The organism is Aestuariibaculum sp. M13, assembly GCF_024723255.1.
Taxonomy (GTDB): Bacteria; Bacteroidota; Bacteroidia; order Flavobacteriales; family Flavobacteriaceae; genus Aestuariibaculum; species Aestuariibaculum lutulentum.
This window is the reverse complement of sequence record NZ_JANIAC010000002.1, coordinates 557,057-573,338: the sequence shown is the minus strand read 5'-3', so window position 1 is coordinate 573,338 and position 16,282 is coordinate 557,057. Positions and strand designations below refer to the sequence as shown.

Sequence of the window (16,282 nt, the reverse complement as noted above, 5' to 3'; positions counted from 1 at the left end):
GTATGAGAACCAAAAAGATGGATAAAACGACAATAACACTAAAGCATATAACGATTAGTCTACCTATTTTATTTATTATTTTAATGGGTTGATTATGCATTGTTAGGGTTTAAAAAAACAAGCAGTAGTTAAGGTTTTCTATAGAAAGGGGCAAACAGGTAGGTAAGGTAAATGTGACCGAAATAAACCAAAGAATAATGGTTTGCTGCAATCTGTAAATTAGGGTGTTGAGTAAAAATCTTACTTAAAATTACAAAAAAATAAGTTTAGTTGTTAGTATAAGTTATTTTGTTGTTTATGAGATTGTTGGGTTGCGATATGTTTAGGTGTGTTTTAAATTTATTATTAATGTGAGTTTGATAAGTTACCAGTGCTTTTTCAGCTGAATGATTATCATTTTTGAATAGTTTTGAAAATCGTTGTTCCAGTTTCAGATAGTCTGTAATCTTAATACTTGGTGCTTTAGAATCTAGTTGTAGAGGTGGTTGACTATATTTTAGACGTCTTGGGTCATGACGGTATAGCAGCCATTGTCCGGATTGTACTGCTGCTTTGTGATATTGACTGGGTTTAGTCATGTCGATACCATGTGACTCGCTATGACAGTAAGCAATGATAATTGATGGTCCATTAAAACTTTCGGCTTCATTAAAGGCTTTTAAAGTTTGTTCCGGATTAGCTCCCATAGCAACTGAAGCTACATAAACATTGCTATAGTTCATAGCTATTAAACCCAAATCCTTTTTTTGTTTTTTATTGCCATTAAAAGTAAATTTAGCTTCGGCACCAAAAGGAGTTGCTTTAGAGGCTTGTCCACCAGTATTATCATAAACTTCATTATCTAAAACCAGAATATTTACATTTTTACCAGAAGCCAATACATGGTCGATACCACCGAATCCTATATCGTAAGCCCAGCCATCACCACCAACAATCCAGATGCTTTTTTTAATAAAATTATCGGCTAAATTATAGAGTTGTTTGTGTTTATTAGTTTCAATTGTTTTTAAAATTGTTTTTAGCTGGTTCACATAAGCTCTCTGATTGTGTATTTCCTTTTCATTGGTTTGTTTATTATTTAAAATATCGTAAACCAGTTTTAAAGGTAATTCGGGAGACAATTGTTTTAAAAGTTGTCTGGCTTGTGCTAATTGTTGGTCAATAGATAATTTATAACCTAAACCGAATTCGGCATTATCTTCAAATAGAGAGTTTGCCCAGGCAGGACCTTGTCCATTATTGTTTGTGCTCCAGGGGGTGGTTGGTAATGCACCTCCAAAAATAGAACTGGCACCCGTAGCATTTGCAATTAATAATCGGTCGCCGTAAAGTTGAGATAATAGTTTTAAGTAAGGTGCTTCACCACAGCCTTTAACGCCCATAGGGTATTTAAATAAGGGTTCCTGTAATTGCTGCTGACTCATTTTTGTAGTGTCAATTTTTGTTCGGTCAAATTCAGGCATAGAATTGAAATAATCCCAGTTGTCGTCATTTGTTTTAGCTTGTTTATCTGTTAATTTTAAAGCTTTTGAGCTACAGGCATCAACACAGTTATTGCAGCCGTTACATTGGTTAGGATTGATTTGAATAGTATAATTTAAAAGATCGATTTCCCATTCTGTTTCTGTGGCTTTAACAGATTTAAAACCTTTAGGAGCTTGTTTTAAATAGATATCGTCAAAGACTTTAATGCGTAAAGCCCCTTGTGGACAAGCCATACTACAAACTCCGCATTGTGTACATAAATCAGTTTTCCAATCTGGTATATAAGATGTTGCTTCAATAGAGTTGAATTGTGAGGTGTTTGTAGGGTAGGTGCCATCTAAAGGTAGTGCACTAACGGGAATAGAATGCCCCTGGTTAGCAAGTAGTTTTCCTAAAAAGGTGTTAGAAAATGGATTGCTATTTTCTGAGTTTAATATAACTTCGGAAGTATCTACCTGTTGGATATGTTGTTTTATCAATGCTATGGTTTCGGCATCTAAACACTGATTTGTTAGCGCCAAAAAACAAACTTGTAATGCTGAAACATTAAGGTTACTTGTAATCTCTAAATCTTGAATAGTTTTAATGTTTACAATCTTTAAAATGATTGATTTTTTAATGATTTCCGTTTGTACCGATTGAGATAGAGATGTCCAGAAGTTTGTGGTTGTTAAATCAGAATTTACTAATAATAAACCGCCTGGTTTTAGAGTTTCTATAACCGAATCGTTTTCTATAAAGTTTACGCTATCAGTGGCGATAAAGTTGGCATTTTCAATTAGGTACGGAGCTTTTATAGGTTTGTTGTCTATTCGTAAATGTGATACATTTCTGGAGTTCGATTTTTTATAATCACACTCTGTATAGCCTTGAATAAACGTATGTTTTTTTGAACCGATAAGCTTTAATATCTGTTTAAAGTTTTCGCCAAGCGATTTGCGTTTGGTTTCGTAAAATACAGCTTGATAAGATTGATTTATGTAAAGATTTTCTTTTGTAGTTAAACTTAAGTGAGTTACATCGTCTGTAATGCCTACAGTAAAATGATTTTTAGGGCTGTTTTCCTTAAGGTTATCGAAAATTGCTTTGACCATGGTTGGCGTAAACTCTTTTGAAGATAAGCCGTAGCGCCCTCCAAGGACTTGGGGTAAATGAGTTATTTGATGAGTTTGAAATGCTTCAGTTAAAGACTGTAACACATCTAAATATAAAGGTTCACCGTTAGATCCTGGTTCTTTGGTTCGGTCTAAAACGGCTACGGATTTGCAAGTTTTTGGTAAGGCTTCAATGAGATGTTTAGTGCTAAAGGGTCTGTACAATTTCACTTTAATTAAACCTAGTTTTTTGCCTTTTTGGTTTAAATATTCAATGGTTTCTTCAATCGTTTCAGTAGAAGATGCCATTGATATGATGATTGATTCTGCTTCAGAATGTCCGATATATTCGAATAATTTGTATGGTCTTCCGGTTAGGGTTTCGAATATTTCCATTGTATGTTGAACGATATCGGGACATGAGTTATATGTGGTATTTGTCGCTTCCCGACTTTGAAAAAACACATCAGCAGCTTGTGATGTTCCTTTGATAGTTGGTTTATTTGGATTTAAAGCACGATCACGATGTTCTTGAATAGCTTCGGAAGGGGTAAGTTGCTGAATGATTTCATCTGTATTAGTTTCAATTTTAGAAATTTCGTGTGAGGTTCTGAAACCATCAAAAAAATGAATAAAAGGTATTCTACTTTTCAGACTGGCTACCTGGGCGATAAGAGCAAAGTCATGAGCCTCCTGAACTGAAGCACTGGCAAGCATAGCATAGCCGGATTGTCTAACAGCCATAACATCGCTGTGATCTCCAAATACAGATAAAGCATGAGTTGCAATACTTCTAGTGGCAACATGAATAACATTAGGGGTAAGTTCTCCTGCAATTTTATAAAGGTTCGGTAGCATCAACAGTAAGCCTTGTGAGGCTGTGAAAGTTGATGATAACGCTCCGGTTATTAAGGCACCATGCATGGAGCCGGCAACACCGGCTTCACTTTGCATTTGATAAACACTAGGTGTTAAACCTTGATAATTTATTTTGTTTTCAGCAGCCCATTGCTCAACCAGTTCGCTCATTTCTGATGCTGGAGTAATCGGGTAAATAGGCATCACTTCATTGGTTTTGAAGGCGATTTTAGCCACAGCCTGATTGGCGTTTAGGATACTGTATTTTGAAGTTTTCATGATGCTGGTTAAAAATTAAGTGATAAAAAAATGGCTACCGGTTAGTTTATAGTAGCCATTTTTTTGGTTAGCCTATTGTTTTACAATTTCTATTTTAACAGGCGTTGGGTTGGTAATCATGTCGAATACCGGAGAGAATTTAGCAAGGTTTTCAAGTTGTTCTACGCTTGCATCAGATTTCACTTTTAAAGTAAAGGTAATACCGTCGAATCCGGTTCTAACTTCAGGATCTAATCCTAAGAATCCGTGTAAGTCTAAGTTACCTTTTAAGGACGATTCGGCACCTTCAATGGTAATACCGTTTGCAGCGGCGTGGTAAACCATAGCTCCTGTTAAGCAAGATCCTAAAGCGTGTAATACAACTTCTGGTGGTGTAGCAGCTGTGTCGTTACCTAATAAAACATTTGGGTGGTCACATTCCATAGTGAAAGTTTCTTGACGAGAAGTATCTTCTTGTCCTACGCCGTAAAATTCTTTGATGCTTGACACACAATGTCCGCCATCAATCCAGTTGTTTTTAGATCTGAATTGGAATTTTGCTAATTCTGGATTTTGTTGAACTGCTCCAATGGTTTCTACCAATTGGTCTACGTTTACTCCGTTTTTTACATTTGCTGTTGTAATCATGTTTTCTAAATTTTAAATTGATTAATTTGATTAATTGATTCGTTGCCATAGTAAATGCATTTGGCGTGCCAAACTTTTTAAAATACTTAAAATCAATGACTTACATGGTTTAAGGATGCGAAGTTAACTAACTTAAAATCGTATATTTACGAGATTTCGTTAGTGTATTTACGAGATTTCGTGAATTTACAGAGGACGTTCTATACCAAAGGCCTTAATTTTTGAAGCCAAAGTGGTAGGAGGTATTTTTAAAAGAGCAGCTGCACCGTTTTCGCCGGATATTTTCCACTTGGTCTGTTTTAGCGCTTTGAGAATATTGTTTTTTTCCAAAGAAGCTAATTCTCCGGCAGTATAAATTTTATCAGGTGCGGGTTTTGTAGTTTTGGTTTCTTCATTTGTTTGAAGAGGAATAATACTAGGTAAATTGAGACTTTTGTTTTTTGAAACAATAACAGCACGTTCAATCAGGTTTTGTAGCTCACGAACATTTCCCGGCCAATGATATTGAATCAATAAGGTTTTATCAGTTTCAGATAGGGCAAGAGGAAGTTTTCCCATTTTTTTTGAAAACTGGTTAACCATTTCCTGTGCAATTAAAACCACGTCTTCACCACGCTCTCTTAAAGCAGGAACTTCAATAGGAAATACATTAAGGCGGTAATATAAATCTTCTCTGAATTTGCCTTCTTTAGCAAAAGTTTTTAGGTTACGGTGGGTGGCGGCAATAATACGTACATCGACCTTAATAGTTTCAGAGCTTCCCACAGGGTCAAATTCGCCTTCCTGGATAATGCGCAACAGTTTGGGTTGAAGGTCTAAAGGCATCTCGCCAATTTCATCTAAAAAGATAGTGCCTTTGTCGGCTAATAAAAATCGTCCTTTTCGGCTAGCTGTGGCTCCGGTAAAGGCGCCTTTTTCATGACCAAACAATTCACTTTCTATAAGATTGGCAGGTATAGCACCGCAGTTAATTTTAATGAGAGGTTTATCGCTTCGGTCGCTCTCTTTATGAATAGCTCTGGCAACTAGTTCTTTTCCAGTACCGGTTTCACCATGAATTAATACCGTGGCATTAGTTTTTGCAACCTGATGAATAAGGTTTAATGCCGCTTTCATGTTTTGGTTTTCAGCAATAATGCCATAACCACTGGTAAGTTCCTGAATTTCTTCTTCAAGATACTGTGCCTGATTAGTTAATTGATTGATTTTGTTTTCGGCACGGATTCTATCTTCTGTATTTCTTAAGATTAAAGTATAGTAATAATCGTTGTCAACACCATATTTACTAATAGTACCTTCGTTTAGTGTTTCGGTATTGTTGGAACCTATAACCTTTATTATCTGAGGAAGAAATTGGTTTATGGTATCATTATCAATTTCATTGTTAACTATGGTTTCAATTAAATCGGCGCTGTCATCATCAAAAAAGAACAGCACGTTTCGTTGTAGAACATCGTCGTTTTCCAGTAATTTGTTTGCAGAAGGATTGGTTAGGGTGATTTTAAAATTCTGATTAAACATAATAATGGCATCCATCGCGCCATTAATGAGTCCGCTCATTTTAGAATGAGCAATTTCAATATCTTTTTTTGAGCTGGCCAATCGTTCCTGAATGATATCGAGTTCGCGATGCCGTTTAATTAAAACAGATAAAATACCGTTGGCAAAGCCGGTGTCGGTTTTTATTAAGTTGACAAAGTTTTTACGATCAATAATAAGGACGTTTGTTTTTTCAACAGTAGTCACCGATGCCGAACGTCTTTGATCATCAATTAAAGCGTATTCACCAAAACATTCACCAGCTTTAAGAAAACAGTAAATATGATTTCCTTCATGAACTTTAACATGTCCTTCAAGGATAACAAACATAGAATCACCAACATCTCCTTTCGTAAGTATGCTTTCATTCTTTAAAAAGGTTTCAGTCTTAGATGCTTTGCATAGTTTATCTAAAGAAGGTCTGGAAACCTCGGTGAAAAAAGGAACCCCGGTAAGAAATTCTGAAACACTATTATTAAAAACGTCTGGCATATTGGTTGCATTACTTCTATAAATATAAATAAATATCATATAGAATTCTGTTAGTTAAGTAATTATGTGAAATATGTTGTTTTTAAGGATAATGTTTTAAATTAGTGTATTAAACATTTTCCACTGAGATAAAATGACACAAACCCGACAGCTTGTAGCAATTATGTTTACCGATATTGAAGGGTATACAGCCTTGATGCAAAAGGATGAAAAACAAGCTGTTCTTATTCGTCAGAAACACCGTGAAATATTTAATAGATCTACAACAGAATGTGGTGGAGAACTTATTCAATATTATGGAGACGGTACTTTAAGTGTTTTTAAAAGCTCCATTTCGGCTATAAATTGTGCCATTAAAATGCAGCAGCATTTTCAGGAAGAACCAGTTATACCAGTTCGTATTGGAGTGCACCTCGGAGATATTATTCGCACGGAAACCGATGTTATTGGTGATGCTGTAAATATTGCGTCTAGAATTGAATCGTTGGCGGTTCCCGGAAGTATTTTAATTTCAGATAAAGTTAATGATGATTTAAGGAATCAAAATGAGTTTCAAACTAAGTATTTGGATGTTTTTGAATTTAAGAATGTGAATCAAACCATGCCTGTTTTTGCAGTAGCGAATGAAGGTGTTGTTGTTCCGAGTTTATCCGAGATTAATGGTAAAACAGAAGAACGAATAGGGAAATCATTCAAAAGCTTTAAACGAAAAGCAGCTGTTTTGTTAGTCATTTTGTTAGCTTTTATCACAACATTATTGCTTACGAGACCTGAAAATTTAGATAATAACCAATTAAATGATTTAACCATTGCCGTTTTACCATTTAACAGTGTGAATTTAGATGAAAATTCTGAGGCGTTTACCGATGGTGTTACTGAAGATATTATAACACATCTTTCTAAAATTCAACATCTTCAAGTGATTTCTAGAGCATCGGCCATGCATTATAAAGGCACTGCTAAATCCATCAAACAAATAGCGAAGGAATTAGATGTTAATTATATTCTTGAAGGTAGTGTTCGTGTTAATGATAATCAGGTGCGTATTAATGCTAATTTGGTAGATGCTACAAGTAATAAAAATTTATGGGCTAACAATTACGACAATACCATGGTTCAGATTTTTAAATTACAAACCGATGTATCAAAAGATATTGCTAATGCTCTTAAAATTCGATTGAGTGAAACCGAAGAATCCCGTTTAAATAATTTACCAACAAATAACCCTGAGGCTTATAGTGTGTTTAAAGAAGGACAAGCTTTTTTGCATCGTGGAGGAGGTAAGGTTGAAGAACTTAAAAAAGCGGAACAATTATTTAAACGAGCCACAGAACTGGATCCTAATTTTTGCAGAGCTTATGTTGGATTAGCAGAAACGTATCTTGAATATATTTTCTGGGGCAGGGAATCCCCTAAAAAAATGTTAGAGCTTGCCTCTATACCCGCTTTAAAAGCTTTAGCTATTAATTCAAGTGATGGAGGAACATTCGGTGCTTTAGGAGCAATTAGTTATTATAAATATCAAAGAGAAACAGCCATATTGTACTTAAAGAAGGCAACAGAGATTAACCCTAGTTATGTTAGTGCATACGATAAGTTAGCGTGGATTTATGCTTTTGAAGGAAACCTTAAGTTGATGGAAGAAAATTTTAATAAAGTAATTAAATTAGATCCGTTGTCTTCTAAATATTTAGGCGATATGGGGCAACATTATTATTATCTAGGGGAATTTCAAAAAGCGATTGATAAAATGGATGAGTCGTTAAAATTGTTTCCAAACAATAATATGCTTATCTGGATGAAGGCTACTAATTTATCAGGTTTAGGTAAGTATCAGGAAGCTATAGACCTTTATACATCAAGAAGTGTAGCATCTAATACTAACTGGATGCTTGGATATTGTTATGGGAAAATTGGCGAGTATGAAAAAGCCAGAGAAATATTAGAATTTCAACTGAACAAAAATAAGATGGTTTATGTGCCTCCATTTATGATTGCAACCATTTATATGGGATTAGGCGATGTCGAAAATACTCTTACCTGGTTAGAAAAGGATTATGAAGTAGGAGGTCAGGGGCTTTTCTTTTGGGGATTAAAGCAAGATGTAAGATTTAAACCTATAAGAGAAGAACCTAGGTTTCAGGCTTTACTAAATAAGGTTAATTGACATAAAATTAAAAAGCACAACCAGGGATTTTGATTGTGCTTTTAGTTGACTAATTCAAATAATAACTCAAATAAACTTACCATTACTATTTATCTTCAAAGATTTTTTATTTCCGTTTGCATCTATTTTTACCTTATAAATTTTGTTTGTTCCTGAATCTTCGTTGTATGAAACAATGTATGTGTTGGTTTTTATAATTGCGCCAGGGTATTCATCGTTTATGGCATCCAAAACAACACGAGGAAGTCTGATATCTTTAAAGCGTTCAAATGATTTAATTAGATTTCCTTCAGCATCAAAAACTGCAGTTATCTGTCCACTTTTATCATCACCTTCTTTAAATCCAATTTCAAATCTATTAGAACGTTCATTATAAAATTGATGTTTGGTAATATCGAAATTAGCAACCAGAGTTTCTAAGGCATTTATGCGTTCACAGTCTGCAGAAACAGCAACAGCATCGTAATACTCATCATTTAAGTGACTTTTTGTTGTTTCAGGAGACGAAGTTTTTTCTTTTAAAGATTCAAAAACATAATTGTCATTAATCATAAAGTTGTCGTTTAAGACAGCTAAAAGGTTTTCTTCAAAACTTGAATTTTTGCTTGCTGAAGCAAAATTAGGTTCTCTTTCTCGCAATATCTTATTGATATTTGCTTCTTTTTCTTTTGCTGTAGGAGATTCTTTAAAGTAATCATCCATAGTCGACGCCATATAAAGCGGATGGCGTTTATCTTCAATTTGAGAGAAACATAGGTTGGCAAATCCTAAAATAGTTAGAGCCAGTAAAAAATTTTTCATAATAATAGATTTAATTAAACAATTTGCTACCACTATTATTCAGGGAGAAAAATTTTATACTGTAAAACTAGTCGGAAAATGCACAGTTGTTTGCTACCCAGGTAGCACTTTTTGTTGTTTTAATAAATGTTTAACATTTGGATTATCAGTTGTTTTTTAATTTATCTAAAAGTAAATCCATGTTCTTGATTTCTATATTTTTATTTCTGATATCTATAATGCCTTCTTTTTTGAAAACCTGAATCTGACGGTTTAATACGGCGCGTGTGGTACCAATAAGTTGAGCTAATTCCTTATGTGGTAAGTCGTTGATTTTTTCAATCTGATTTGAAGAATAATTAACGTTATTTATGAGAAGTTTTGCTAGTTTTGTTGAAGTATCATCAATAGAGGAGCTGGTAACATACTCTTCTAAGTCTTTAAGTTTAATAAGTGTATAATGTAATAAGGATTTGTAAAATTCAGGATTATCCATCATCCATCGTTTTAATAAAAGCGAATTTGTAGTCAGTATGTTGGCACTGGTTAAAGTTTCGTAGTATACTTTATGTTGTGAAAAATTTAATAGACGAGAAACATCAAAAGCATCGTTTTTAACTAATAAAAACAAAGTGATTTTACGATCTTTAGCTTTGTTGTAATAATAGAGTTTTAGTTTTCCGGATATGATGATATAAAAATTGTAAAGCGTACTGTCTCCGTCAAATAAACAAGTGTTCTTAGGCCATTTTTTTACAGATGAAATTTTAAGGAAAGCACATAATTCTTCATCTGAAATCTCTTTGAATAAAGGATTTTCTTTCAAAATAGGGATGATATAATCTTTATTTTCTTTGGCCATTTTAGGAAACAATTAGTGCTAATAAAGATTATTAAGGAGGAGCTAAGGCCTCAGGGTTACCAAATTTAATCATTTTTAATTAAGTAACCCTAATTTTTTGGTTAGAATTGTTTTAATAAGCGTTTTAAATGGAATACTTTTGACACTTGAAATTTATAGTTTAAAATCATGTCCTTTTCCAATAAATTAAAATCAACTTACAAGCCAAACAGATTAGCCGTTAAACTAAATACTAAAGGCGAACAGTTTGTGTTAAAAGGACATCCATGGGTGTTTTCAAATAATATTTCCAAGATTAAAGATGATGCCAAGTCGGGAGATTTAGCTATTATTTTCGATAAAAGTAAGAATCGTGTTGTAGGTATTGGACTTTACGATGAAAATTCACCAATTCGTATAAAAATGCTTCATAGTGGTTTTGAAAAGGTTGAAATAAATGCTGAATTTTTTCAAAATAGAATCGAAGAAGCATTTGCCAAACGATACGAATTACTTCAAACCAATACCAATAGCTATCGCTTGTTGTTTGGTGAAAATGATGGATTTCCAGGTTTAATTGCCGATGTGTATGATTCTGTTTTAGTGGTGAAAATTTATTCAGAAATCTGGTTGCCATATTTAGAAAGTATTGTTCCAAGTTTGCAGGAGGTGTCAAGGGCTAAAACGGTAGTGATGCGTTTAAGTAGAAGTCTGGAGCAGTCTGGATTACATAATCTGGAAAATGGAGAAGTGGTTTTCGGGACACTTGAAAATGAAGTAGTAGAGTTTGTTGAGCACAATGTGAAGTTTTCTGCAAATGTTATTAAAGGGCATAAAACAGGCTATTTTTTAGATCATCGTGCCAATAGAAAACAGGTAGGAGAGTGGAGTAAAGGAAAATCAGTTTTAGATGTATTTAGCTACGCCGGTGGATTTTCGGTACATGCATTATATAACGGAGCAACATCGGTTACCAGTTTAGATATTAGTAAGCAGGCTTTAGAAATTGCTTTGGAAAACGGTAAACTTAATGACTATACTGGAGAACATAAAATTATTGCTGGTGATGCTTTTGAGGAGCTTCAAAAACTTATCGTTAACAAAGTAACTTTTGATGTCGTCGTTATCGATCCGCCTAGTTTTGCAAAACAGGCTTCAGAAGTAGACTTGGCAAAGAAAAAATACGCCCAATTAGCAGAATTAGCCGAAAAACTCACTGCAAAAAACGGTCTTTTGGTTTTGGCTTCTTGCTCGTCTCGAGTTACAGCACAGGCTTTTTTCGATATCAATCAGCAGGTTCTAAGTAATGTAAAACGGTCTTATACAATAAAATTAAAAACGTATCATGATATCGATCATCCTGTAGCATTTGAAGAAGGCGCTTACCTAAAATGTGGATATTATCAATTTTAATATTTACATTACTTTAAGTGTTATGCACGCATAATAATTGGTATATTTGTTGAAATTCATTTTTAAAATGTCAACTAAACTTACCAAACTTCTTAATATAAAATACCCAATTATTCAGGCGCCAATGTTCTTGGTGTCGAATACTGCAATGGTTAAGGCAGCTATGAACGAGGGTATTGCCGGGTGTATTCCTGCGCTTAATTACCGAACTTTAGACGAATTAAAAGTTGCTATAAAAGACTTAAAAGCATCTAAAGTTCAAGGAGGCTCATTCGGATTTAATTTAATCGTTAACAAATCGAATATTAAATATAAGGAACAGTTACGGGTACTTTGTGAAGAAGGCTGCGACTTTATTATAACTTCATTAGGGAGTCCTGAAGAAACTATTAAGGAAGCTCATAAATATGGTATTAAAGTATTTTGTGATGTGGTGGACTTAAAGTATGCCAGAAAAGTGGAAGCTTTGGGGGCCGATGCGGTAATTGCCGTTAATAATGAAGCCGGAGGACATCGTGGCGATTTATCACCTGAAACACTTATAAAATTACTAACGGCGCAATGTAAAATCCCTGTTATTTCTGCCGGAGGTGTGGGATGTAAAGCCGATGTTGACAGGATGCTGAATTACGGTGCTGCTGGAGTTTCGGTTGGAAGTCCGTTTATTGCTTCGGTAGAGGCTAATGTCACCGACGAATATAAACAAGCCTGTATTAAATATGGTGTCGGCGATATTGTTATGACTGAGCGTATTTCAGGTACACCATGTACAGTTATTAATACGCCTTATGTTCAAAAAATAGGAACCAAAGCTACCTGGCTTGAATCGGTTTTAAACCGACATAAAAAACTTAAAAAGTGGGTGAAAATGATTCGGTTTTCAATAGGGATGAATGCTACAAAAAATGCTGCTACCAAAGCGACATATAAAACGGTTTGGGTGGCGGGCCCAAGCATTGAGCACACCACTGAAGTTTTGCCTGTTTCATTAATTGTAAAACGCTTAGTTGAATAAGATATTTAATTCTTAATTGTTTGTTTTAACTTTGTTTGGTAAAAAGAAGAAACTAAACAATAATGAAATATAGAAATTTAGGACGAAAAGGTTTTCAGGTTAGTGAGGTTGGATTAGGATGCTGGCAACTGGGTGCCGATTGGGGACAAGATTTGTCGAAAGAATCGGCATTCGAAATTTTAAACGAAGCTGTAAAAAATGACATTACTTTTTTTGATACCGCGGATGTATACGGTAACGGAAAAAGTGAAGCTTTAATAGGCGAATTTTTAAAAACCTGTGAAAATCCAATTCGAGTAGCTACCAAATTTGGAAGAGCAGCCAATGCCTTCCCAGATAAATACACCAAGGAGGTATTACGTAATACTGTTGAAGGTTCTTTAGAACTGTTAGGAACAGATAGTTTAGATTTATTACAACTACATTGTATTCCAACACAGTATTTAAAAGACGGAGAGGTATTCAATTGGTTACGTGAATTGAAATCGGAAGGTTTAATTAAGCATTTTGGAGCAAGTGTAGAAACCGTTGAAGAAGGTTTAATTTGTTTACAACAGGAAGGTTTATTGTCCTTACAGGTTATTTTCAATATTTTCCGTCAGAAATTGGCAGACGAATTATTGCCACAGGCACAGGACAAAGGCGTGGGAATTATTGTGCGATTACCATTAGCGAGTGGTTTGTTAACCGGAAAATTTAATGAAAATACCATTTTTACTGAAGATGATCACAGAAACTTTAATCGCGACGGTCAAGCGTTTAATGTTGGTGAAACTTTTGCAGGCCTTCCTTTTGAAAAGGGATTAAAGTTTGTTGAAGAAATAAAGAAAGATATACTTCCCGATGAATTAACCATGGTGCAATTAGCTTTACGCTGGATTTTAGACCATGAAGCAGTGAGTACAATTATTCCGGGAGCTAGTTCAAAGCAACAGGTTATTGGTAATGCCCAGGCATCTGGTTTAAACACATTATCTCCCATTGTGCATCAGGCATTAACTCAGTTATATAAAGAAAAGGTTCACGACTGTATTCGAGGCGGATATTAATATTTTCATTTTTAATAAAATATAAACCATGGCAACCATCAAATACTCTATTTATGGTTGCTATGTTTTTTTTATGTTAAAAGATATTTCGAATCGTTAAAACGTTTGATTTTAAGTTATTAATAAGCTAACTTCGTAGGGAACATATTAAAAACCTTAACTTATGAAATACTTAAGCTTAACTTTTTGTATTGCTTGTCTTCTATTTGTCTTTTCATGTAAAACATCACAGTCTACAACAGATGCCATATATAATTCATCATGGGAACTAGAATATGTTACTGGACCTCGCATAGCATTTGATGGTCTTTATCCGAACAAAAAACCTCAAATAACTTTTAGTAAAGAAGAAGGGAAAGTTATGGGAAACAATGGCTGTAATGGATATTCGGCAGATTATACTTTAGAAGGAAATAAATTGTCTTTCGGAGAGCCGGGACCAACAACTTTAATGTTTTGTGAAGGCGGAGGAGAAGTGGTATTTCTTAAAACTATGAAGAAAATAGATGCTTATAGTATTGATGCCGATGGAAAATTGAATTTATTGATGGGCGATTTACCTATGATGCGCTTCAAAAAAGTAACACCATAAGTCATGTTTAGGTTTGCTTTTGTTTTCTTGATTTTACTCATTGGATGTAAAAATAAGAATACTGAAAAATTGGAAACTTCAGATACTGAATTATCAGACACTTTGAAAGTTCAAACAAAAGAAGAATATTCAGAAACACTTGAGTCTGGTTCTTATTTTAAAGCAGCAGGAACCGAACCATTTTGGGGTTTGGAAATTGCGGATAATAAAATTGAATTGAAGATGATGAGTGATACCATTATAACACCGCATATTGAGCCTGTTCGTGCTATGGATGCTAACGTAAAGCGTTATCATGTAGAAACAGAAGCTGTGGTTTTAACGATTCAGATTTCAAAACGCAATTGTATAAACGCTATGTCAGGCGAGTCGTTTCCTTATGCTGTAACTATTAATTATAATTACACAGGAGAAACAGCACATCATACCTTAGCAGGCTGTGGTTATTACACAACATCTTTGAAGACAGGTTGCTACGTATATAGTGGAGACGGAAATGAGTTGCTATTTCAAATTACCGATGTGAGTGACGATGTTTACGGTCGGTTAAAATACAGGTATCACGAAAAAGATGAGAACATGGGTAATTTTAGAGGGAAGTTGTATAGCGATAAGCTTCTGGGTACATTTACTTTTATTTCGGAAGGTATAGAAAGCGTTAGGGAAGTCGCGTTTTTAGTGAAAAAAGATACTCTAATTGAAGGATTCGGCACCTTAAACGAAACGGGAACAGCCTTTAAGTTTAGAGATAGTATTGCTTATTCTTCTAAAATGCCTCTGGTGAAAACCAATTGTAAATAACATTTATATTAACCATTTATGAAAACACGGTTGGCTTATAGTATTGCTATATTGGGCTGGTTTGCCGTAATAATGCAGTTTTTTTTGATGCTAATGGATAAAACCATGTCTTCGGTAGAATCGATAGAACGGTTTTTTAGTTATTTCACCATATTAACAAACACCATTGTAGCGCTGTTTTTTACCATGAAAAGTTTAAACTTTCAAAAGGTGGATTACAAAACATGGTTAACACCAATTGCGGTTTATATTACGGTGGTTTGCGTAGTATATCAAACCTTATTGAGACCGGTCTGGACACCTGAAGGTTTTCAGATTGTTATAGACGAATTACTTCATAGTATTATTCCTGTTTTAACCGTGGTGTATTGGTTTTTGTACGATGGAGCCAAACATGTTGTTTGGTCTTTAATTCCGAAATGGTTGATTTACCCGTTGGTGTATTTAATATATATATTAACACGAGGTATGTTTTCCGGGTTTTATCCCTACCCGTTTATTAATGTTTTGGAAATAGGCTGGCAACAAACCTTAATTAATAGTGTTTTAATGTGTTTGCTGTTTTTAATGCTATTTTCTATGTTTATTGGTTTAGGACAACGTTTAAAGCTGGGCTACTATAGTTGATTTTATCTTTGGCCATTCTTCTTTTAAAATGCCATAATAACAAGTACTACGCTTAAAACCGTCCAGCATTAAAACATCTTTTCTTAGGATGCCTTCTAAGGTTGCTCCTAATTTTTCAACTGCTTTTCTTGATTTTGTATTGCGTTCATCTACGGTGAAGCAAACTTTGTCGAAGTTCAGCGTTTCAAAAGCATATTCAAGCATTAGGTATTTCATTTGTGTATTTAATCCGCTTCCTTGAAATTCTTTGCCAATCCAGGTCCAACCAATGTGTAAAAGTTTGTTTTGCCAGTTTATTAGAGCAAAACGAGTACTCCCAGCATATGAGTTCAGTTGTTTGTCAAAAATAATAAAAGGGATTGCTGTTTGGTGGTAATATGCATCAACCGCCGTTTGTACATAATCTTTTAAGTCTTCCGGGGTGTTAATTTTACTCGGCGAATACTGAACAAGATTGGGTTGCAGTGCAATATCTAAAAGGTGTTTATAGTTGCTTAAATCTAATAAGGTTAGTTTAACACGGTTATTTTCTAAAGTAGGTGCTTTCATAAAATTATTAATAAGGTAAATTTAATTAAAGGTTAATTTTTCATGCCTTTGATTAGCATTTTGTATTTTTACCT

Annotated in this window: 13 protein-coding genes; 7 read left to right on the top strand and 6 right to left on the bottom strand. The window is 34.4% G+C overall.

Translation table 11 applies throughout. From position 1 onward, the window contains the following. Positions 1–266: 266 nt before the first annotated feature. The 3 genes from NO995_RS09510 to NO995_RS09500 all read right to left on the bottom strand — a co-directional run bounded on the left by NO995_RS09510 (position 267) and on the right by NO995_RS09500 (position 6,413). Entirely contained in the window at positions 267–3,716 is a 3,450-nt protein-coding gene (locus NO995_RS09510) for a 4Fe-4S binding protein (RefSeq protein ID WP_258227302.1), read from the bottom strand. Positions 3,717–3,788: 72 nt separating this feature from the next. Then, positions 3,789–4,343, bottom strand: coding sequence for an OsmC family protein (locus NO995_RS09505; RefSeq protein ID WP_240574551.1), 555 nt, complete (start codon positions 4,341–4,343; stop codon positions 3,789–3,791). A 186-nt stretch (positions 4,344–4,529) separates the two neighbouring features. Continuing rightward, the gene (locus tag NO995_RS09500) at positions 4,530–6,413 is read right to left on the bottom strand and encodes a sigma 54-interacting transcriptional regulator (RefSeq protein WP_258227301.1); all 1,884 of its coding nucleotides are present in this window, start codon (positions 6,411–6,413) and stop codon (positions 4,530–4,532) included. 94 nt (positions 6,414–6,507) lie between these two features. On the opposite strand from NO995_RS09500, the gene NO995_RS09495 reads away from it, so the two are divergent. Continuing rightward, complete coding sequence (locus tag NO995_RS09495; protein WP_258227300.1) at positions 6,508–8,541, top strand: tetratricopeptide repeat protein; 2,034 nt, start codon at positions 6,508–6,510, stop codon at positions 8,539–8,541. Positions 8,542–8,607: 66 nt separating this feature from the next. Here NO995_RS09495 and NO995_RS09490 read toward each other — a convergent pair whose 3' ends face one another. Together NO995_RS09490 and NO995_RS09485 are read right to left on the bottom strand one after the other, a co-directional pair. Further along, the gene (locus NO995_RS09490; protein ID WP_258227299.1) at positions 8,608–9,342 is read right to left on the bottom strand and encodes a hypothetical protein; all 735 of its coding nucleotides are present in this window, start codon (positions 9,340–9,342) and stop codon (positions 8,608–8,610) included. A gap of 145 nt (positions 9,343–9,487) precedes the next feature. After that, a complete protein-coding gene (locus NO995_RS09485; protein WP_258227298.1) occupies positions 9,488–10,183 on the bottom strand; it encodes a Crp/Fnr family transcriptional regulator in 696 nt (231 codons plus the stop codon). 168 nt (positions 10,184–10,351) lie between these two features. On the opposite strand from NO995_RS09485, the gene NO995_RS09480 reads away from it, so the two are divergent. From NO995_RS09480 to NO995_RS09455, 6 genes are all read left to right on the top strand, one after another. Continuing rightward, a complete protein-coding gene (locus NO995_RS09480; RefSeq protein ID WP_258227297.1) occupies positions 10,352–11,575 on the top strand; it encodes a class I SAM-dependent rRNA methyltransferase in 1,224 nt (407 codons plus the stop codon). 67 nt (positions 11,576–11,642) lie between these two features. Continuing rightward, positions 11,643–12,590, top strand: a complete 948-nt coding sequence (locus tag NO995_RS09475) for a nitronate monooxygenase family protein (RefSeq protein WP_258227296.1) — start codon at positions 11,643–11,645, stop codon at positions 12,588–12,590. Positions 12,591–12,652: 62 nt separating this feature from the next. Beyond that, positions 12,653–13,639, top strand: a complete 987-nt coding sequence (locus NO995_RS09470; RefSeq protein WP_258227295.1) for an aldo/keto reductase — start codon at positions 12,653–12,655, stop codon at positions 13,637–13,639. A 163-nt stretch (positions 13,640–13,802) separates the two neighbouring features. Then, positions 13,803–14,231, top strand: coding sequence for an META domain-containing protein (locus NO995_RS09465; protein WP_240574527.1), 429 nt, complete (start codon positions 13,803–13,805; stop codon positions 14,229–14,231). A gap of 3 nt (positions 14,232–14,234) precedes the next feature. Continuing rightward, entirely contained in the window at positions 14,235–15,032 is a 798-nt protein-coding gene (locus NO995_RS09460) for a COG3650 family protein (RefSeq protein ID WP_258227294.1), read from the top strand. Between the two features lie 18 nt (positions 15,033–15,050). Continuing rightward, positions 15,051–15,659 (top strand): Pr6Pr family membrane protein, encoded by a 609-nt coding sequence (locus NO995_RS09455; RefSeq protein WP_258227293.1) that lies wholly within the window; start codon positions 15,051–15,053, stop codon positions 15,657–15,659. Here the strand turns inward: NO995_RS09455 and NO995_RS09450 are convergent. Beyond that, complete coding sequence (locus NO995_RS09450) at positions 15,636–16,208, bottom strand: GNAT family N-acetyltransferase (protein ID WP_258227292.1); 573 nt, start codon at positions 16,206–16,208, stop codon at positions 15,636–15,638. The genes NO995_RS09455 and NO995_RS09450 overlap by 24 nt on opposite strands. Positions 16,209–16,282 lie beyond the last annotated feature (74 nt).